Source organism: Pseudomonas fulva (assembly GCF_023517795.1).
Lineage (GTDB): Bacteria > Pseudomonadota > Gammaproteobacteria > Pseudomonadales > Pseudomonadaceae > Aquipseudomonas > Aquipseudomonas fulva_D.
The window spans coordinates 3938456-3957223 of sequence record NZ_CP082928.1; the positions used below are offsets into that span (position 1 = coordinate 3938456).

Here is an 18768-nt window from a genome sequence, read left to right on the forward strand (position 1 = left end):
CCCTTGCCCTGGAGTAGCCAGCCATGCAGCCGGCCTGCCTCGACCTGCCCGTAACGAAAGGCGCCACGCTGCGCAAACCGCTGCTGCTGATGCAGCCCACCTACACCTACCGTCCGATCACGGCCATCCAGCAGAGTGCGCCGCTGCGCCTCACCGTGCCAGCGCATGGCCTGCCCGGCGACTGGCCGACGTGGGTGGAGGGCAGCAGTTGGTCAGCGCTGAACCGCGACAAGCAGCGCGAGCCGTTCCGTATCGCCAGGGCGGTGGACGCGGACACCCTCGACTACAACGACCTCAACGGCCTGGGCCAGCGCGCCCAGGGCGGCACGCTGGTGTATCAGCTGCCCGTTGACCTGGCCGGATGCCGCGCCGTGCTGCTGATCACCCCAGATGCTGCCCAGCCGATCGAGTTGACAACCGAGAACGGTGGCCTGGCCATCGCCGGCCTGGGCCGCCTGCTGCTGGAGATGACCGCCGTTCAAACGGCAGCCATCGACTGGAACGAGGCCCGCTACAACTTGGACATCACCTTCACCGACGGCAGCGTGCAGCGCTGGCTGCAGGGCAGGGTGACAGTCAACGGAGGCTGCTGCCATGGCTGAAGCACCGACCGTGCTCGTCGACGCCGCGCCCTTCGTGCTGGTGGTCGAGCCGCAGCAGGTGGCGGCGGTGGTGGTGGCCAGTGGGGAGCAGGGGCCGGCTGGTCGCCAGGGTGATCCCGGCCCTGCCGGCGGCTCGGCTGTGCAGCGCATCGCCGGCGAACAGCTCAGCGCTCTGCGCGTCGTGTACGAGTGGGCAGGGGTTGTGCGCTACCTAGACCTGCAGGACGCCGAGCATATCGACCAGGTGGCCGGCATCACGCTCACGGCGGTGGAGCAGGGCGAGCTCATCAACCTGCAGCTTTCCGGCCCGCTCGATGACGCCGCCTGGAGCTGGCAGCCCGGCCCGGTGTGGCTTGGCCCCGCCGGCACCCTAACTCAGATCCCTCCGCTGGATGGACACCTGTTGTTCATCGGCAACGCCGTTTCACCCACCCGCATCATCATCAACATCGACCAGCCGATCGCGCTGGCAGAGGAGTAACACCATGGCTGCAAAAACTTACCTGCGTCTGGTCAGCGGCAAGCTGCGGCAGATCGTGGCGACCGTGATCTCTGGCGGCGCGGCCAACGCCGGCGACCTGGTGGCGCTAGACGATACCGGCCGCCTGGACTCCAGCGTGCTGCCCGTCGGCATTGGTGCCAACACCAAGCAGATCCCGGCCAGCGAGGCGCTGACGGCTGGCAACTTCGTCAACTTCCACACCAATGCGGGCGCCCTCAACGTGCGCAAGGCGGACAACAGCAACGGACGCCGCGCCGATGGTTTCGTGCTGGCCGCCGTTGCCAACGCTGCCACGGCTACCGTATACCCGCTGGACTCGGCCAACACCGCCCTGACCGGTTTGACGCCTGGCGCTGACTACTGGCTCGGCACCGCGGGTGCTGTGACCAACACGCCGCTGGACGAGACCCTACCGGCCAACCAGGGCGGCACCAAGGTCAGCCAGCTGATCGGCACTGCGATCTCGGCTACTGAGCTGGTGACCAACGACTACGACCCGGTGATTCTGTAATGACTGCCCGCCGTCCACTCGTCCGCGTCGGCGGGCGCGATCAGCAGCTGCCAGCAGGTGACACGCTCGACCTGCCGCTGGCCACCACGCTCGAAGCCGGGCTGATGCCCTCCGCCGACAAGGCCAAGCTCAACGGCGTGCAGAATGGCGCTACTGCGAACAGCACCGACGCTACGCTGCTCAACCGGGCGAACCATACGGGAACGCAGCCGGCCAGCACGGTTACTGGGTTAGGAAGTGCTGCATTTAAAAATGCCACCCTGGACGCAAACCCTGGAGACGTCATGCTAGTGGAATCGGGCGGATGGATGGGGCATTCCGCACGGACTAGTCTGCAGGCGCCCGGAAGCGATACCAAGGCGCTTTACGAATACCCGACTGCTGCCTATGGATTCGGTGCTGGGGGATATTTAAACCCTGCCCCCGGCGATTACTACAACGTTCTTCACATTAAAAACGTCAACACAGCTTTCGATATATCGGCGGCTATGTTGAGTAATGAGTTTGCGGTGCGTAGGGGGTACAACGGCGCCTATGAGCCTTGGGTCACGCTGCTGCACACGGGCAATACAAATCTAAGCAACTACTCATCTATCTCGCAGACCCAGGCGGCTATTGTCGCGGCCACTACTGGCGCTCGTGTTGTCGAGTTAGCTTCTGCGTCAGGCAACACAGTTGGGGTAGGCGACTTTTATGCAGGCGCTCTCTACTGTCGCCTGACGGCTCCCAGTGCTACGACATTCACTATCCCTGCCAACAGCTCCCAGCCAATTCCAATCGGAGCCGAAGTAACCCTGCGCCGTGCATCGAACGCCAACCTCACTATTGCCGCCGCTTCAGGTGTAGTCATCAACCCTCCGGCCGGCGGCACACTGGTGATGACGCAGAACATGACAGCCACCCTCAAGAAGGTTGCCACCAACGAGTGGGATCTGATCGGCCAGACCGTGGCCGCTTAATGGAGAAAACCATGGCACTCACTGAACAAACCCGCGTTCGCCAGATCATCCTGGATTTCCCAACTGCTATCGGCTACACGTTGCGGTACCGCGAGGCGGTCGACCTGATGCGAGACGGCGTGTTCGATCAAGAGCTGCGCGTAAGCGAGCCCATGCCAGTGGTCGGTGTTGGCGAGCCACTGCCGAGCGCGCTTGCAGAGTTGTTTGGCCAGGAGGCCGGCAAGATCATCCTCGGCTCACACGAGGCAGCGCTCGAACACGAAGCGCGTCTGCAACTGCTGGCCGACGAAACCCGGCGAGCCGATACCGCTGAACAGCAGATCGAGGAGCAGGCGCGGCGCGCTGATGTGGCCGAAGCGAAGCTGGCCGCGGTGATGAAGGCGCTAAGCCCGGATTCCGCGGCACTGGCTATTCAGCCGTGATACCGGGCGTAGTGGCGGGCTTCACCCGGCCCCGAGCGCTTACTCCGCCCGGGGCGCCGCAGAACCTTCGAACCCAGGGTGGCGGCTCATCGAGCCAAATCAACGCTGCATGGGATCGCGGGTCTGGTGGCCTGCCGGATCAATACGAAGTGTGGCACCGCGCTGGCAGTTCTGGATCTTTCACTCTGCGGGGCACAACGGCCAGTACCAGCTTCCTGTTCAGCATCAACACCTCAGTGATCAACCACTTCGTTTATGTGGTGGCCCGCAACAGCGCCGGATCGGCGCAGTCCGCAACGATGCAGGTCACGGTGGCCTGATCCCACAGTATCCATCAAGCCCGCCGCGTGCGGGCTTTTTAATGCCCGGAGAGAACCATGGCCCGAATTTATGCTGCCCAGGCGGGCGGCCCGAACGTGCTCGCCTTTCTCGATATGCTCGCGTGGAGCGAAGGCACATCGACCATCAAGGCCAGCGACGACGGCTACAACGTGCTGGTCGGTGGCAAGCTGTTCACCGACTACAGCAAGCACCCGCGCGTGCTTGTGCCTCTGCCGCGCTACGGCATCAAGTCCACCGCCGCCGGCCGCTACCAGTTCCTGGCGCGCACTTGGGACAGCATCGTGCGCCTCTACAACTTCCGCGGCCGCTTCACGCCCGAAGCGCAGGACCTGGCCGCCGTGAAGCTGCTCACCGAGTGCGGCGCGCTTCCCCACATCCAGGCCGGTCGCATCAAAGAAGCCATCGCCGCCGCCGCCCCCATCTGGGCCAGCCTGCCCGGCGCCGGCTACGGCCAGCGCGAGCATGCCCTGAAAACCCTGCTGCAGATCTACGACGAAGAACGCGCGGCCGAGCCGTGCGCCGAGGGCGAGCTGCTGGCGATGTTCACTGCGTGTGGCGGGGAGATGGCGGCATGAGCTGGCCAGCATTCATCCCCGTGCAGTACCGGGCCCTGGCCCTGGGTGTGCTGGCGCTGGCGTTGATCGCCGCCGGCGCCGGCATTGGCTGGGCCGCTCAAGGCTGGCGCCTGGGCGAGCAGATGGCCGAGCAGGGCCGGGCGCTTGAGTCGCAGCTCGCTGACCGGGACAGGTTGCATGCCGCCACCCTGGCCGAGATCGGCCGCGCCGCCGCGGATCAGGAGCGCCGCAACCAGGAACAGCGCCTGCTGCTCGAGCAACAGCTGCAGGCATCATCCGCCGCCCAATACGGGAAACTCTCCGATGCTGAAAAGAATGCTGCTCGCCTGCGCGATCGCCTCGCTACTGCTGAGCTCCGGCTGTCAGTCCTCATCGCCAACCCCGGCGCCGCAGGTAGTGGCAGTAGCAACGCACTGCCCACGCCCGCCGGCGCCGGATGCCTGGTGGATGGCGCCGGCCGAGCCGACATTGACCCAGGAGCTGCTCAACGAATTGTCGGCATCGCCAACCGAGGCGACCGGGCGATCATCGCCCTGACGGCATGCCAGGCGTACGTTGAAAAGGTGTCGAAAGGGGGAGGGTAAGTGTGCCCAGGACGGGCGAGACGGGTGTCTAATACTAAGTTCGGCAATCTCGCATTTACTGGCCTGTAGCCCAGCTAAATGCTGGCAGAGTATTAGACCAGATAGGGCAGGGAGCCACGCACGGCGGGGCTTTCAGCCACGATAATCCGCTAATGCTGCATCATCGGGGTGTGGCTGGAGAGGTCGCTTTGGCTCATCGTGTCGAGTGTCCGGCTGAATCGCAAAAGCGCGTAGTGTACGGTATCGACACCCCCCGCTTTAACCCCGGAGCGCAGATGAATATCGATGATCGGCCCATCACCGCACTTGCCGCCCGTCTCGGCCAGGCACTGCTGACCAAGGGCGCCCAGGTGAGCACCGCCGAATCCTGTACCGGCGGCGGCATAGCCGAGGCCATTACCCGTGTAGCCGGCAGTTCGGCCTGGTTCGAGGCCGGCTTCGTGACCTATTCCAATGCCCAGAAGACCCGCCAGCTGGGCGTGCCCGAAGCGCATTTCGCCCGGGTGGGCGCGGTCAGCCGCGAGGTGGTCGAGGCCATGGTGCAGGGTGCCCGGACGCAGAGTGGCGCCCGCTATGCGGTGGCGGTCAGCGGCGTGGCCGGGCCGGGTGGCGGTAGCCAGGAGAAGCCGGTCGGCACCGTGTGGATCGCCTGGGGCGATGGCGAAACGCTGTTCAGTCGGCGCTTCCAGTTCCCCGGTGACCGTGATGCGGTGCGCCGGCAGACGGTGGAAGCCGCACTGCGGGGGCTGTTGCGACTACTGGTCGAAGAAAATCCTGCTGCGGGGTAGGCGAGTGCCGAACCCTGTGGAATAATACTGTCTACTTATACAGTTATTGGCCGTCAGGCCCTTCTGATCACGTGAGGAATACAATGGACGAGAACAAGAAGCGCGCGTTGGCGGCTGCCCTGGGCCAGATCGAGAAACAGTTCGGCAAGGGCGCGGTTATGCGCATGGGCGATCACGACCGTCAGGCCATTCCGGCCATCTCCACCGGTTCCCTGGGCCTGGACATCGCACTGGGCATTGGCGGTCTGCCGAAGGGCCGTATCGTGGAAATCTACGGCCCGGAATCCTCGGGTAAGACCACGCTGACCCTGCAGGTCATCGCCGAAGCGCAGAAGGCCGGTGCCACCTGCGCCTTCGTCGACGCCGAGCACGCGCTGGATCCCGACTACGCCGGCAAGCTGGGCGTCAACGTCGACGACCTGCTGGTCTCGCAGCCGGATACCGGCGAGCAGGCCCTGGAAATCACCGACATGCTGGTGCGCTCCAACGCCATCGACGTGATCATCGTCGACTCCGTTGCCGCCCTGGTGCCGAAGGCGGAAATCGAAGGTGAGATGGGCGACATGCACGTCGGCCTGCAGGCTCGCCTGATGAGCCAGGCGCTGCGCAAGATCACCGGCAACATCAAGAATGCCAACTGCCTGGTGATCTTCATCAACCAGATCCGCATGAAGATCGGCGTGATGTTCGGCAGCCCGGAAACCACCACCGGCGGTAACGCCCTGAAGTTCTACGCCTCGGTTCGTCTCGACATCCGCCGTACCGGCGCGGTGAAGGAAGGCGACGAGGTGGTCGGCAGCGAAACCCGCGTCAAGGTCGTCAAGAACAAGGTGTCTCCGCCGTTCCGTCAGGCCGAGTTCCAGATCCTCTACGGCAAGGGCATCTACCGCAACGGCGAGATCATCGATCTCGGCGTGCAGCAGGGCCTGGTCGAGAAATCCGGGGCCTGGTACAGCTACAAGGGCAACAAGATCGGTCAGGGCAAGGCCAACGCCGCCAAGTTCCTGGAAGACAACCAGGAAGTGGCCCGCGAGATCGAAGGTCAGATCCGTGACAAGCTGCTGGTGGTTTCCGGTCCTGCCAAGGCCAATGCGCCGGCCAATGACCTGGTGGATACCGAAGCGGACTTCTGATGCCCGCTGTTCTGGATAACGCCGCAGCGGTGCGGCATGCCGCCATGGATCTGCTGGCGCGTCGCGAACATGGCCGCGTCGAGCTGGCGCGCAAGTTGCGCCAGCGCGGCGCCAGCGACGAGCACATCGAAACAGCCCTCGATCGCCTGAGCGAAGAAGGGCTGTTGTCCGAGGCGCGTTATCTGGAGAGTTTCATCAGTTACCGCGCGCGCTCGGGTTTCGGCCCGCAGCGCATCCGCGATGATCTCTCCCAGCGCGGCCTGGCGCGAGCGGATATCGACCAGGCGCTGCGTGACAGCGGTATCGATTGGCGTGAAGGCTTGCGAGAAACCTGGCAACGCAAGTTTGCCGGCGAGCTTCCGGCCGAGGCTCGCGAGCGAGCCAGGCAGATGCGGTTCCTAGTGTATCGCGGCTACCCGATGGATCTGGTCGGTCAGTTGCTGCGTGGCGGGTTCGACGACTGATCCACAGCCCCAGCCATTCAGGTTGAACCGCCCGGTTCACCGCCCCCTGACGCCCAGGCGTCCCTTTCCTTTCAACGTGTGTTCAGCTCAGCCAATGCTCCGGCTGGTTGATCACGTCGAGCAACTCCCGCAAACGTCCCGCATTACGTCCGCTGAAGGCGAACGTCAGCCTTGGCAGTTTATGCAGCTCGGCGCCGTCGACGAGTTCGTCACCGGCTGGTTGTTGCTGAATGTCGCCGTGCTTGCACAGGTCGCTGAACTGCAGGTTCAGCTGGGCGATTGCGTCTTCCCTGAGCGCATGGCGCATGCGCACCACGAACTGATCCTTCAGCCAGCGGCTGGAGTGGTAGTTGGCGTAGAAACGATCGATTTCCTGGGCGGCCGACTCGGCATCCTGTACCAGGCGCATCAGGTTCATGTCGCTGGCCAGGATGTAGCCGTTGCTGTCCAGGTTCTGCCGGATGTAATCGAGCAGGCCCTGCCAGAAGGTGCCATTCGGCTCGTCGAGCAGAATCACCGGCACCAGCGGGCTCTTGCCGGTCTGGATCAGGGTGATGACTTCCAGGGCCTCGTCCAGGGTGCCGAAGCCGCCGGGGCAGAGCACCAGCGCATCGGCTTCCTTGACGAAGAACAGCTTGCGCAGGAAGAAGAAATGAAAGGACAGCAGGTTGTCGCTGCCTTGCATGACCGCATTGGCGGATTGCTCGAAGGGCAGGGTGATGTTGAAGCCCAGGCTGTTGTCGCGGCCCGCGCCCTCGTGGGCGGCAGCCATGATGCCGCCACCGGCGCCGGTGATCACCATCAGGTCATGGCGGGCCAGGGTGCTGCCCAGCTCCCGGGCCAGGGCGTAGACCGGGTGACCGGGCTGGGTGCGCGCCGAGCCGAACACGGTGACCTTGCGGCGGTGGCGGAAGCGCTCGAGCATGGCAAAGGCGCGTTCCAGTTCGCGCAGGGTCTGCAGCATGATCTTGGCGTCCCAGCGGTTGCGGTCGGCCTGGGCCATGCGCGCGACGGTGGCGAGCATTTCCCGGTACAGCGCAACGTTGGCGCTGCCGGCGGGGGTCATCCGCGTTGCCAGGGCGTCCAGCTCGGCCGCCAGCGCATCACCGCTGGCAGGCAGGTTGCCGTTCGCGTGGTCGTCCATTGCGCTACTCCTTATGCGTCAATGCCGCGAGTTCTAGCACAGTCCAGTGACTTACAGACGGCAGTCGACCTTGTTGAATCGCTCGGTGGTGATGGGGCGGTTGCTCTGGATCTCGCTGAACTCATAGCGCAGCACCGCGCCACTGGCCAGCAGCTTGCGAAACCCCGGGTTGCTGCACACGCTGTTGGTCAGTTGCGCGCGAACCGTATCGGGGTTGCCGCGCATCTGCGAGGCGTGCGAGGGGCGCACGCTGAGGTGATTGATCAGCTCGTTGCCTTCGACGCTGTAGCCGCGGTCGAGAATGTCCTCGTTGATGGCCCGTGGCGTACCGGCGCTGCTTTCCTTGGCCACTTTTTCCAGCGTCTTGGTGAGCTCATAATCCTTGAGCGACGCGGCGTGAGCGGCTGGCAGGAGCAGGCTGGCGAGGATAACGGATAGGGCGATGCGCTGCATGGGCAGACTCCTGAAGGCAGTGAGCGGTAATAGACCGGGTGCTGCTGGTTATGTTCGTTCTGGCGAATCAAGTCGACGACCGATGATCGATGTTACCAAGCTTGCGGTCACTGCGGCGTGCGTATTGAGCGGCACCGGGCGGCCTGCCCTTGATAAACTATGGGCCCCTCTCGTCAGGCGGTTCGCCAGCCATGCATTTCCCTGCTTTTCATCGCGTGATCTCCAAACCGGGCGTACGCCCATGAGCCATGCCGTTCACGCATTGCGCGCCGCACGCCTGGCACGCAGCGTCAAACCGTTTCTGGCCAGGGGCTCGCGAGCGGCGCGCTGCCCGGACTGCCGGCTGGCCGCCAGCCATTGCCTGTGCGCGTGGAAGCCGCAGGTATCCGCCCGCTCGGGGGTGTGCCTGGTGATGCACGATGTCGAGGCGCTGAAACCGAGCAATACCGGCTGGCTGATCGCCGACGTGGTGGCCGATACCTCGGCCTTCGGCTGGTCACGCACCGAAGTCGATCCGGCGCTGCCGGCCCTGCTCGATGACGGGCAATGGCAACCCTATCTGGTGTTTCCTGGCGAATATGCCGGGCCCGAGCGGGTGGTGACCTGCGTGGAGCCGACGGCGGGCAAGCGGCCGCTGTTCGTGCTGCTCGATGCCACCTGGACCCAGGCGCGCAAGATGTTTCGCAAGAGCCCGTATCTGGACGGCCTGCCGGTTCTCAGTCTGCAGCCGGAGGCGCTGTCGCGCTATCGGCTACGGCGCTCCAAGCGTGACGATCACCTGTGCACCGCCGAGGTCGCGGCCATGTGCCTGGAGCTGGCCGGCGACGAGCGTGCCGCCGATGCGCTGAACGCCTACCTGGATGTGTTCAGCGAGCATTACCTGGCCGCCAAGGCGCCCCGTGCCGTGGATCTCGGCGATGCCCTGCACGAGCGCCTCAAGACCTTCCTGTAAGCGCAGCAGGTTTCGGCCACAGCTGGGCGAGCAGCATGCCGGCGAACATCAGCGCGCAGCCGAGGTAGCCGCGCGAGGACAGCGATTCGCCCAGCAGCAGGGCACCGGCAATGGCGGCGAACACCGCCTCCAGGGACAGGATGATCGCCGCGTGGGAGGCGATTGCATGCTTCTGGGCGATGACCTGCAAGGTGAAGCCCACCGCCACGCCAAACAGGCCGCCATAGAGGATCGCAGGTAGCGCCTGGATGATCTCGGCGCCGGGCAGGTGCTCGAAGGCCAGCGCCAGGGCGAGGCTGATCACGGCGCAGGTGATGAATTGCACCAGGGCCAGCAGCAGGGCGTCGTGGCGGGCGGCGAACACGCTCACCAGCAGCACGTGGATGCCCCACACGAAGGCGCCGGCCAGCTGCAGCAGGTCGCCGGAGGCGACATGAAAACCATCGCCGACGCTGAGCAGGAACATGCCGACCACCGCCAGCGAGGCGCCCAGCCAGATGCCCAGGCCGGTCTTGTGGCCCAGCAGCAGGCCGAGCAGGGGCACCACGATCACGTAGAGGCCGGTGATGAAGCCCGAGTTGGTGACGCTGGTGAACAGCAGGCCGACCTGCTGCAGGTTGATGCCCAGCGCCAGTACGGCGCCCATCAGGCTGCCGCCGAGCAGCAGCGGGCGGCTGATGGACGAGGCCGGCTGCGCGCGGCGGCGACGCAGCAGCATGATCACCGGCAACAGCACCGCCACCGCCAGGGCGAAACGCAGGCCGCTGTAGAGGAACGGCCCGATGGCGTCCATCCCCAGCCGCTGGGCGACGAAGGACGAGCCCCAGATCATCGCGGTGACCAGCATCAGCAGGTCGGCGCGCAGCGCGTGGTTGGCCATGGTGGTGAGCTCCCTGCAAAAGGGCGCAGACTTTGCCGCAAAGCGCTGTGCTTGACCACCCCGCCTGCGCTCGGCATGCTGGTGGGCGCCGTACGTCATGCTGTCAGGCAGATGGGGTCTGCAGCACGGTATGCCTATAAAAAGAACAGGATCTGCAATGGTCGCTTACGAAATCCTGATAGCTGATGATCATCCTCTGTTTCGCAGCGCGCTGCAGCAGGCCCTGACGATGGGCCTCGGCTCCGGCGTGCGGTTGGTGGAAGTCGCCAGCATCGCCGAGCTGGAAGCCCGGCTGGCCGAGAAGACCGACTGGGATCTGGTCCTGCTCGATCTCAACATGCCCGGCGCCTACGGCTTCTCCGGGTTGGTGCTGCTGCGCGGGCAGTACCCGCAGATTCCGGTGGTGATGATCTCCGCCCAGGAAGAAGCGGCCGTGGTGGTACGCGCCCGCGAATTCGGCGCCAGCGGGTTCATTCCCAAGTCCAGCTCGCTGGAAGTGCTGCAGCAGGCCGTACGCCAGGTGCTGGAAGGCGAAGTCTGGTGGCCACCGCAAAGCGAGGAGGCGGTCAGCCTGTCCTCCGAGGCGAAAGCCGCCAGCGCCGGGCTGGCCAGCCTCACGCCCCAGCAGTTTCGCGTGCTGACCATGGTCTGCGAAGGCCTGTTGAACAAGCAGATCGCCTATGAGCTGAGCGTCTCCGAAGCGACGGTCAAGGCCCACGTCACGGCGATCTTCCGCAAGCTGGGGGTGCGCACCCGTACCCAGGCGGCGCTGCTGTTGCAGCAGCTGGAGTCCGTGCCGGCTGCCTGATTGCAGCTTCGTCCCGTGGATTTCACGGGATTTTCACGGTGTGCTCGCGTACCCTGCGCGCCTTTCCCTGTCATAGCTCACTGCCCATGTCGCCGTTCAAAGGACAAACCGGTCTCAAGCGTATTCTCAATGCCGCAGGCTATTCGCTCGATGGCCTGCGCGCCGCATTTACCGGCGAGGCCGCATTTCGCCAGCTGGTGCTGCTCAACGTGGTGCTGATTCCGATCGCCCTGCTGGTCGATGTCAGTCGCGTAGAGCGGGCGCTGATGGTGGCCGTCTGCCTGCTGGCGCTGATCGTCGAGCTGCTCAACTCGGCGGTCGAAGCGGCGATCGACCGCATATCCCTCGACCTGCATCCACTGTCCAAGACTGCCAAGGACATGGGCAGCGCTGCCCAGCTGGTTGCCCTGACCCTGATCGCCAGCGTCTGGGCGATCATCCTGCTTGGCTAGCAGCGGCTAGCGCACTGGCGGCAGCACGATCTCGTCGCTGCGGCGGATACCGGCGGTCAACGCCCGGCACATGTCTAGGAACTCGCGCATGGCGGCGGTCTGGTACTTCTGCCGGTGCCAGATGAAATAGAACTGCCGGCGCAGGTCCAGGTCCGGCGTTTCCACCGGCACCAGGCTGCCACGGCGAAAGGCATCGCGCAGTGCCAGCCGTGAAATGCAGCTGATACCCAGGCCTGACTCCACGGCGCGCTTGATCGCTTCGGTGTGTTCCAGCTCGAGGCGCACGTTGAGGGCGTCGGAGTGGTGGCGCATGGCCTGGTCGAAGGTCAGGCGTGTGCCCGAGCCCTGCTCACGCAGGATCCAGTCCTCGCCGCTCAGTTCGCGGATGCCGGCATGCCCGCGTTTGGCCAGCGGGTGGTGCGGCGCGCAGAACACCACCAGTTCGTCCTCGACCCAGCTCTGCACCTCGATGTCCGGGTGATTGCAGTCGCCCTCGATCAGACCCAGATCAATTTCGTAATGGGCCACCTGCTGCACGATATGTGCGGTGTTCTGCACGTGCAGTTTTACCTGGCTTTCCGGGTGCACCTTCATGAAGCCGCCAATCAGCAGGGTGGCCAGGTAGTTGCCGATGGTCAGGGTGGCGCCGACGGCCAGCGAGCCGAAGCCTGACTTGCCGTTCAGAAGGTCTTCGATCTCCTTGGCCTGGTCGAGCAGGGCGACCGCCTGGGGCAACAACTGGCGGCCCATGGCGTTGAGGCTCAGGCGCTTGCCGGCGCGATCGAACAGCTGGCAGCTGGACTGTCGCTCCAGCTCGCTGATCGAAGTACTCGCCGCCGACTGCGACAGGGCCAGCTGTGAGGCCGCCCTGGAGACGCTCTCCTGCTGAGCAGCGGCGACGAATACCTGGAGTTGACGCAATGTGAATCGCATATCTATATAACCGATAACCCATATCTTGATAATTCATTTAACAGATATTCTGGCCGCGATTAGAATGCCGCGCAATTGCGCTTACGAATCAGCGCGCCCGACGTATTCAGGAGCCCCGTACATGAGCAACATGAACCACGAACGCGTTCTGAGTGTTCACCACTGGAATGACACGCTGTTCAGCTTCAAGTGCACCCGCGACCCGGGTCTGCGCTTCGAGAATGGCCAGTTCGTGATGATCGGCCTGCAGCAGGAAAACGGCCGTCCGCTCATGCGTGCTTACTCCATCGCCAGCCCCAACTGGGAGGAGCACCTGGAGTTCTTCAGCATCAAGGTGCCCGATGGCCCGCTGACCTCGCAGCTGCAGCACCTCAAGGAAGGCGACGAGGTGATCATCAGCAAGAAGCCCACCGGCACCCTGGTGCTCGACGACCTCAACCCGGGCAAGCACCTGTACCTGCTCAGCACCGGCACCGGCCTGGCGCCGTTCATGAGCGTGATCCAGGACCCGGAAACCTATGAGCGCTTCGAAAAGGTGATCCTGGTGCACGGTGTGCGCTACGTCAACGAAGTGGCCTACCGCGAGTTCATCACCGAGCACCTGCCGCAGAACGAGTTCTTCGGCGACGCGCTGAAGGAAAAGCTGATCTATTACCCCACCGTGACCCGCGAGCCGTTCGAGAACCAGGGCCGCCTGACCGACCTGATGCGCAGCGGCAAGCTGTTCGCCGATATCGGCCTGCCACCCATCAACCCGCAGGACGATCGGGCGATGATCTGCGGTAGCCCAAGCATGCTCGACGAAACTAGCGAAGTACTCGACAGCTTCGGCCTGAAGATTTCGCCGCGCATGCGCGAACCCGGTGACTACCTGATCGAGCGCGCATTCGTCGAGAAGTAAGTTAGGACCAGCTGCGCGTCGGCCCAGCTGCGTTGAAAACTGGCTCAAAATGCTCATGTACAAAAGTACACTCCGCTTTTTCGCCAGTTTTCGCCTTGCAGGGCTCTAGCTCGCAAGCTCCTAGCGCCTGTATTAAAAAACCGGAGTGTCTTTGGGCGCTCCGGTTTTTTATGCCCAGATCAAAGGTTAAAAAAACGGGAGCCTTGGCTCCCGTTTTTCTGTACAGCTGCTCCCAGCTTATTCTTCCATCTGCGACTGCAGGTAGTTTTGCAGACCTACCGCCTTGATCAGGCTCAGCTGGGTTTCCAGCCAGTCGATGTGTTCTTCCTCGGACTCGAGGATGTCTTCGAGCAGTTCGCGGCTGGCGTAGTCGCCGACGCTTTCGCAGTAGGCGATGGCCGCTTTCAGGTCGATGTGTGCCTTGTGCTCGATCCGCAGGTCGCATTCGAGCATTTCCTGGGTGTTCTCACCGATCAGGATCTTGCCCAGGTCCTGCAGGTTCGGCAGGCCTTCGAGGAACAGGATGCGCTTGATGAGCTTGTCGGCGTGTTTCATCTCGTCGATGGACTCGTGGTACTCGTGCTTGCCCAGCTTGGTCAGGCCCCAGTCTTCGTACATGCGGGCGTGCAGAAAGTACTGGTTGATCGCGACCAGCTCGTTGCCGAGGATCTTGTTCAAGTGCTGAATTACTGTCTTGTCGCCTTTCATGATGAAGCCCGTCCTGCCTGGAATTAAGTAACCGATGGCGAATTCTGGGCTTGCCAAATACGACTGTCAAACGTAAGTTATTGAAATATAAGTGAAAATAAATATAAATGAGAGTGTTTAAGTTGTGCGTCTTGGCGCTAAATCATTGAATTTCGGGCATAAAAAAACCGGATACGAGATCCGGTTCTTGAAAAAAACGCTTATTCAGGCCGCAACAAAATTTCCCGGGTAGGCCATCGCTACCTGACTTTGCTGCACTTCACCCAGGGTTTCACGTACCACCTGCTTGGCCAGGCAAGCGCATTTGCCACACTGACTGGCTACGCCCAGCGTTTCACGGACTTCACGGTAGCTGCAGCAACCTTCATAGATCGCTTCGCGGATCTGACCGTCGGTGACACCTTCGCAGAGGCAGACATACATAGGCTTGGCCCGTCGCTTGGCTGAGACTGATGGCGAAGGATACTAATGTTAATGAGAATGCGTGTCAAAGATAAACCGACTCTTGATTGGGACGCTTGGACAGGCGGTACTCTGCGCCGGCAAACGGCCTTGAAAATCGGCCGGACAGCTGACGCGCAGGCAATAAAAAACCGGCCTGTGGCCGGTTTTTCGGGGGGCGGGCAGGGCTCAGCCGATCTGCGTGCACAGCCCTTCTTCGAGCCCCAGCATGATGTTCAGGTTCTGCACCGCAGCCCCCGAGGCTCCCTTGCCCAGGTTGTCCAGCTTGGCTACCAGCAGCGCCTGCTGACCATTGCTCGCACCGAACACCTGCAGCTCGGCGCGGTTGCTGCCGCTCAGGCCGTGGGGGGTGATGAAGGGTGCAGTGTCGGCCGCGATCTCGTTGTAGGGCTGCACCTGAACGAACTGCTCACCCTGATAATAGGCGCTCAGTGCCTGGTGCAGCTCGGCACCGTTGCTGCCCTGCAGGGGGATCATCACCAGCATGCCCTGGTCATAGCTGCCGACCGCCGGCTGGAAGATCGGGCGCGCCTCGAGGCCGCTCCAGTGCTGGATTTCCGGGATGTGCTTGTGATCGAAGCCCAGGCCGTAGGCCGCATAGACCGGCGCGCCTTCGCCCTCGTAGCGTTCGACCATCTTGGTGCCGCCGCCGGTGTAGCCGGACACGGCGTTGATGCACAGCTCACGATCCGCGCTCAGCAGCCCGGCATCGATAAGCGGGCGCAGCAGCAGAATGGCGCCCGTGGCGTAGCAGCCCGGGTTGCTCACCGCAGCGGCCTTGGCGATGGCCTCGCGTTGGCCCTTGGCCAGTTCGGCCATGCCGAACACCCAGTCGCTGGCGGTGCGGTGCGCGGAGCTGGCGTCCAGTACCCGGCAGCCGACTTCACGGGCCTGGGCGGCGGTTTCCTTGGCAGCGTCGTCAGGCAGGCACAGCACGGTCACGTCGACCGAGCGCATCAGCGCGAGCTTGGCCTCGACGTCGCGACGCTTGTCATGGTCGATGGTGACCACCTCGATCTGCGGGTGGTTGGCCAGGCGCTGGCGGATCTGCAGGCCGGTGGTGCCGGCCTGGCCATCGATGAAGATCTGGTATTTTTTCATGGCATTCACTCGTCGAAGTCTTCCCAGCCGCCCATTTCCTTCCAGCGATTGACGATGCCGCAGAACAGCTCGGCGGTCTTCTCGGTGTCATAGCGGGCGGAATGGGCTTCACGGCCATCGAACTCGATGCCGGCGGCCTGGCAGGCTTTGGCCAGCACGGTCTGCCCATAGGCAAGGCCGGCGAGGCTGGCGGTGTCGAAGCTGGAGAAGGGGTGGAAGGGATTGCGCTTGAGGTCGCAGCGGGCGACCGCGGCATTCAGGAAGCCCAGGTCGAAGCTGCTGTTGTGGCCGACCAGAATGGCGCGTTTGCAGCCATTGGCCTTCAGGGATTTACGCAAGCCACGGAAGATTTCCGTCAGGGCGTGCTCTTCGCTCACCGCCATGCGCAGCGGATGGTCGAGCTTGATGCCGGTGAAATCCAGCGCCGCCTGTTCGATATTGGCGCCTTCGAACGGTTCGACCCGGAAGAAATGGGTGTGATCGGGATACAGGAAGCCACCTTCGTCCATGCCGATGGTGGTTGCGGCGATTTCCAGCAGCGCGTCGGTGGCACTGTTGAAGCCACCGGTCTCGACGTCCACCACCACCGGCAGATAACCGCGAAAGCGCGCGGCCATCGGATGGCGCGGGCCGCCGCTGCTCGGTTGATCCTGATCGTCTTCGTAGAGTTCTTCGCTCATTGACCCGCCTCCAGCAAGCGCCAGCGCAGGGTTTCGCCAGCGCGTAGCGGAATCACCGTCTGCTCGCCGAACGGCAGGCTGGCCGGTGCCACCCAGGATTCACGCACCAGGGTGATGGTGTCGGTATTGCGTGGCAGGCCGTAGAAGTCCGGGCCGAAGTGGCTGGCGAAACCTTCCAGCTTGTCCAGTGCGCCACGCTCCTCGAACGCCTCGGCGTACAGTTCGATGGCGGCATAGGCGGTGTAGCAACCGGCGCAGCCACAGGCGTTTTCCTTGGCGTGCCTGGCGTGGGGGGCCGAGTCGGTGCCGAGGAAGAACTTCGGGCTGCCGCTGGTGGCGGCCTCCAGCAGTGCCTGCTGATGGGTGTTGCGCTTGAGGATCGGCAGGCAATAGAAGTGCGGCCGGATACCACCCACCAGCATGTGGTTGCGGTTGTACAGCAGGTGCTGGGCGGTGATGGTGGCGCCGACGTTGGCCGGTGCCTCCCTGACGAACTGCGCGGCATCGGCGGTGGTGATGTGCTCGAACACCACCTTGAGCGTCGGGAAACGCTCGACGACGCGGCACAGGTGCTCGTCGATAAAGGCCTTTTCGCGGTCGAAGACGTCGATTTCCGCGCGCGTCACCTCGCCGTGCACCAGCAGCGGCAAGCCGGTTTCCGCCAGGGCTTCCAGTGCACCGCTGATGTTGTCCAGGCTGGTTACGCCGGAGTCGGAGTTGGTGGTCGCGCCCGCCGGGTACATCTTCGCCGCATACACGTAGCCGCTGGCCTTGGCGGCGCGAATGTCCTCTGCCGTGGTGCGGTCGGTGAGGTACAGCACCATCAGCGGCTGGAACTGGCTGCCAGCCGGCCGTGCGGCCAGAATGCGCTGGCGATAGTCACCTGCTTCGGCGGCGTTGCGCACCGGCGGCACCAGGTTGGGCATGATGATCGCGCGGGCGAAGGTGCGGGCCACATCACCAACGGTGTGCGGCAGTACGGCGCCGTCGCGCAGGTGAATGTGCCAGTCGTCGGGACGCAGCAGGGTGATGCGGTCGGTCATTGAGGCTTCCAGGCGGGGCGAAACATGCCCGGAATGCTACCGGAAAAGGGCGGCGGGGGCACGCCGCAGATGGGTAGGGTCTGTTGCCGTTTCACGCACGGCCGCGCCGGAGCCCGTTTTGTCACGAGGCAAGGCACGAGCCGCGAAGTTTAGCTGGCTAAATGAGCCGGCGAGAAACGCCGCATCGTGACAAAACGGGCCCGGCCCTACGGGTTGCGCGAGAAATCTCGCCATGCGTCGTTGGAGGACTTGGCAAGGGAACAACCATTGCCTGCGTCCTCCGCCTAGCCTGGCGAGATTTCTCGCGGCAACGCGGCTCGCGTTGAAACGGCAACAGACCCTAGGCTACGCACTCAAGTTTTTCCGCCGGCCACCGATACCAGAAGGGTAAGGTGCATTTACCCGGAGCTCGCTGTGCGTCTGCCTCTTTTGCTCATCATCGGCTTGGCCGTCAGTGCTGGCGCGAGCCTGCCTGCCGCGGCGATCAGCTTCCAGACCCGCCTGGAAAAGGTCGAATGGCAGGTGGCCGGCGACAAGTTCGAGTGCCGCCTCAGCCAGCCGATCACCGATTTCGGCGCTGGGGAATTCGTGCGCCGCGCCGGCGAGCAGGCGACCTTCCGCCTGCAGGCGCGCGAGCGCTGGCTGGGCAGTGGCTCTGCCACCTTGCTGGCCGCCGCAGCGCCCTGGCAGCCGGGGCGTGGTGACATCAACCTCGGTGCTGTCAGTGTCGGCAGCGGCGAGGTGCCGTTCAACAGCAGCCAGGAGCAGGCCGGGCGCCTGCTTACCGGTCTGCTGGAAGGGCGTAGCCCGTTGGTCCGCCACCGCACCTCGCTGGGCAGCGAAAGTCTGGAAGTGCGGCTGCTGCCGGTGCGTTTTCGCAAGGCCTACGAGGATTACCTCGATTGCACCGCCAAGCTGCTGCCGGTCAATTTCGACCAGGTGCGCCAGTCCAATATCGGCTTTCCCGGCGGCGGCACCGAGCTCGATGCCATGGCCAAGGCCAGGCTGGAGATCATCCTCGACTTCATGAAGGCCGACCCCACGGTCAACCGCATCGAACTCGACGGCCACTCCGACAACAGCGGCAATCGCCTGACCAACCGCGACCTGTCGCGCCGCCGTGCCCTGGCGGTGATGGAGTATCTCAAGGCCCAGGGCGTGCCCGAGGAGCGCATCATCATGCGTTTTCACGGCGAGCGATATCCGCTGGTGCCCAACAACAGCGTGGCCAACCGTGACAAGAACCGTCGTGTGTCGGTGCGGCTCGACAAGGTGCCGGAAGCGCCGGTGCAACCGACCGAGCAGGCCACCCCGGCGGCGCCACCGGTGCCGGCAACGCCCGCTGCCACTTCCTGAGTCTGTCGCCTTG

General features: G+C 63.8%; 24 protein-coding genes. 15 read left to right on the plus strand and 9 right to left on the minus strand.

Annotated features, from left to right (window positions below; genetic code table 11):
* The first annotated feature begins 23 nt into the window (after positions 1–23).
* The 10 genes from K8U54_RS18095 to recX all read left to right on the plus strand — a co-directional run bounded on the left by K8U54_RS18095 (position 24) and on the right by recX (position 6882).
* Complete coding sequence (locus K8U54_RS18095; protein WP_249907118.1) at positions 24–602, plus strand: hypothetical protein; 579 nt, start codon at positions 24–26, stop codon at positions 600–602.
* Entirely contained in the window at positions 595–1083 is a 489-nt protein-coding gene (locus K8U54_RS18100) for a hypothetical protein (RefSeq protein WP_249907119.1), read from the plus strand. The genes K8U54_RS18095 and K8U54_RS18100 overlap by 8 nt, the downstream gene beginning before the upstream one ends.
* 4 nt (positions 1084–1087) lie before the next feature.
* Positions 1088–1615 (plus strand): hypothetical protein, encoded by a 528-nt coding sequence (locus K8U54_RS18105; RefSeq protein ID WP_249907120.1) that lies wholly within the window; start codon positions 1088–1090, stop codon positions 1613–1615.
* On the plus strand, positions 1615–2574 hold the full coding sequence (locus K8U54_RS18110; protein WP_249907121.1) for a hypothetical protein: 960 nt from the start codon (positions 1615–1617) through the stop codon (positions 2572–2574). Before K8U54_RS18105 ends, K8U54_RS18110 begins: the two co-directional genes overlap by 1 nt.
* Before the next feature lie 11 nt (positions 2575–2585).
* Positions 2586–2996 (plus strand): hypothetical protein, encoded by a 411-nt coding sequence (locus tag K8U54_RS18115; RefSeq protein ID WP_249907122.1) that lies wholly within the window; start codon positions 2586–2588, stop codon positions 2994–2996.
* 377 nt (positions 2997–3373) lie between these two features.
* Positions 3374–3913: a glycoside hydrolase family 24 protein gene (locus tag K8U54_RS18120; protein WP_249907123.1), complete on the plus strand. Its 540-nt coding sequence runs from the start codon at positions 3374–3376 to the stop codon at positions 3911–3913.
* A complete protein-coding gene (locus tag K8U54_RS18125; protein ID WP_249907124.1) occupies positions 3910–4497 on the plus strand; it encodes a lysis protein in 588 nt (195 codons plus the stop codon). Before K8U54_RS18120 ends, K8U54_RS18125 begins: the two co-directional genes overlap by 4 nt.
* 275 nt (positions 4498–4772) lie before the next feature.
* The gene (locus tag K8U54_RS18130) at positions 4773–5285 is read left to right on the plus strand and encodes a CinA family protein (RefSeq protein WP_249907125.1); all 513 of its coding nucleotides are present in this window, start codon (positions 4773–4775) and stop codon (positions 5283–5285) included.
* An 83-nt stretch (positions 5286–5368) separates the two neighbouring features.
* On the plus strand, positions 5369–6418 hold the full coding sequence (gene recA, locus K8U54_RS18135) for a recombinase RecA (RefSeq protein ID WP_027905707.1): 1050 nt from the start codon (positions 5369–5371) through the stop codon (positions 6416–6418).
* On the plus strand, positions 6418–6882 hold the full coding sequence (gene recX, locus K8U54_RS18140; protein ID WP_249907126.1) for a recombination regulator RecX: 465 nt from the start codon (positions 6418–6420) through the stop codon (positions 6880–6882). The genes recA and recX overlap by 1 nt, the downstream gene beginning before the upstream one ends.
* Positions 6883–6964: 82 nt before the next feature.
* Here recX and K8U54_RS18145 read toward each other — a convergent pair whose 3' ends face one another.
* Together K8U54_RS18145 and K8U54_RS18150 are read right to left on the minus strand one after the other, a co-directional pair.
* Complete coding sequence (locus K8U54_RS18145) at positions 6965–8026, minus strand: LOG family protein (RefSeq protein ID WP_249907127.1); 1062 nt, start codon at positions 8024–8026, stop codon at positions 6965–6967.
* A 51-nt stretch (positions 8027–8077) separates the two neighbouring features.
* Positions 8078–8479 (minus strand): quorum-sensing-regulated virulence factor family protein, encoded by a 402-nt coding sequence (locus K8U54_RS18150; protein WP_070885594.1) that lies wholly within the window; start codon positions 8477–8479, stop codon positions 8078–8080.
* A gap of 241 nt (positions 8480–8720) precedes the next feature.
* On the opposite strand from K8U54_RS18150, the gene K8U54_RS18155 reads away from it, so the two are divergent.
* Positions 8721–9431, plus strand: coding sequence for a tRNA-uridine aminocarboxypropyltransferase (locus K8U54_RS18155; protein WP_249907128.1), 711 nt, complete (start codon positions 8721–8723; stop codon positions 9429–9431).
* On the opposite strand, the gene K8U54_RS18160 is transcribed toward K8U54_RS18155, so the two are convergent.
* The gene (locus K8U54_RS18160; RefSeq protein ID WP_249907129.1) at positions 9415–10311 is read right to left on the minus strand and encodes a DMT family transporter; all 897 of its coding nucleotides are present in this window, start codon (positions 10309–10311) and stop codon (positions 9415–9417) included. The genes K8U54_RS18155 and K8U54_RS18160 overlap by 17 nt on opposite strands.
* A gap of 157 nt (positions 10312–10468) precedes the next feature.
* Between K8U54_RS18160 and erdR the strand changes: the two genes are divergently transcribed.
* Entirely contained in the window at positions 10469–11119 is a 651-nt protein-coding gene (gene erdR / locus K8U54_RS18165; protein WP_249907130.1) for a response regulator transcription factor ErdR, read from the plus strand.
* An 80-nt stretch (positions 11120–11199) separates the two neighbouring features.
* Positions 11200–11571 (plus strand): diacylglycerol kinase, encoded by a 372-nt coding sequence (locus tag K8U54_RS18170; RefSeq protein WP_249910471.1) that lies wholly within the window; start codon positions 11200–11202, stop codon positions 11569–11571.
* A gap of 6 nt (positions 11572–11577) precedes the next feature.
* Here the strand turns inward: K8U54_RS18170 and K8U54_RS18175 are convergent, their stop codons facing one another.
* Complete coding sequence (locus K8U54_RS18175; RefSeq protein WP_249907131.1) at positions 11578–12504, minus strand: LysR family transcriptional regulator; 927 nt, start codon at positions 12502–12504, stop codon at positions 11578–11580.
* Positions 12505–12625: 121 nt separating this feature from the next.
* Between K8U54_RS18175 and fpr the strand changes: the two genes are divergently transcribed.
* Entirely contained in the window at positions 12626–13405 is a 780-nt protein-coding gene (gene fpr, locus K8U54_RS18180) for a ferredoxin-NADP reductase (RefSeq protein WP_070885588.1), read from the plus strand.
* A 237-nt stretch (positions 13406–13642) separates the two neighbouring features.
* Here fpr and bfr read toward each other — a convergent pair whose 3' ends face one another.
* The 5 genes from bfr to pyrC form a co-directional block, all read right to left on the minus strand.
* Positions 13643–14113: a bacterioferritin gene (bfr, locus tag K8U54_RS18185; protein WP_042552039.1), complete on the minus strand. Its 471-nt coding sequence runs from the start codon at positions 14111–14113 to the stop codon at positions 13643–13645.
* 204 nt (positions 14114–14317) lie between these two features.
* Positions 14318–14536: a bacterioferritin-associated ferredoxin gene (locus K8U54_RS18190; protein WP_070883855.1), complete on the minus strand. Its 219-nt coding sequence runs from the start codon at positions 14534–14536 to the stop codon at positions 14318–14320.
* A gap of 207 nt (positions 14537–14743) precedes the next feature.
* Positions 14744–15676: an N-acetyl-gamma-glutamyl-phosphate reductase gene (gene argC / locus K8U54_RS18195; protein WP_249907132.1), complete on the minus strand. Its 933-nt coding sequence runs from the start codon at positions 15674–15676 to the stop codon at positions 14744–14746.
* 5 nt (positions 15677–15681) lie between these two features.
* A complete protein-coding gene (gene rnt, locus K8U54_RS18200; RefSeq protein ID WP_249907133.1) occupies positions 15682–16356 on the minus strand; it encodes a ribonuclease T in 675 nt (224 codons plus the stop codon).
* The gene (gene pyrC / locus K8U54_RS18205) at positions 16353–17399 is read right to left on the minus strand and encodes a dihydroorotase (RefSeq protein ID WP_249907134.1); all 1047 of its coding nucleotides are present in this window, start codon (positions 17397–17399) and stop codon (positions 16353–16355) included. Before pyrC ends, rnt begins: the two co-directional genes overlap by 4 nt.
* Positions 17400–17813: 414 nt before the next feature.
* Here pyrC and K8U54_RS18210 point away from each other — a divergent pair, with 414 nt between their 5' ends.
* Complete coding sequence (locus K8U54_RS18210) at positions 17814–18755, plus strand: flagellar protein MotY (protein WP_434059958.1); 942 nt, start codon at positions 17814–17816, stop codon at positions 18753–18755.
* Positions 18756–18768 lie beyond the last annotated feature (13 nt).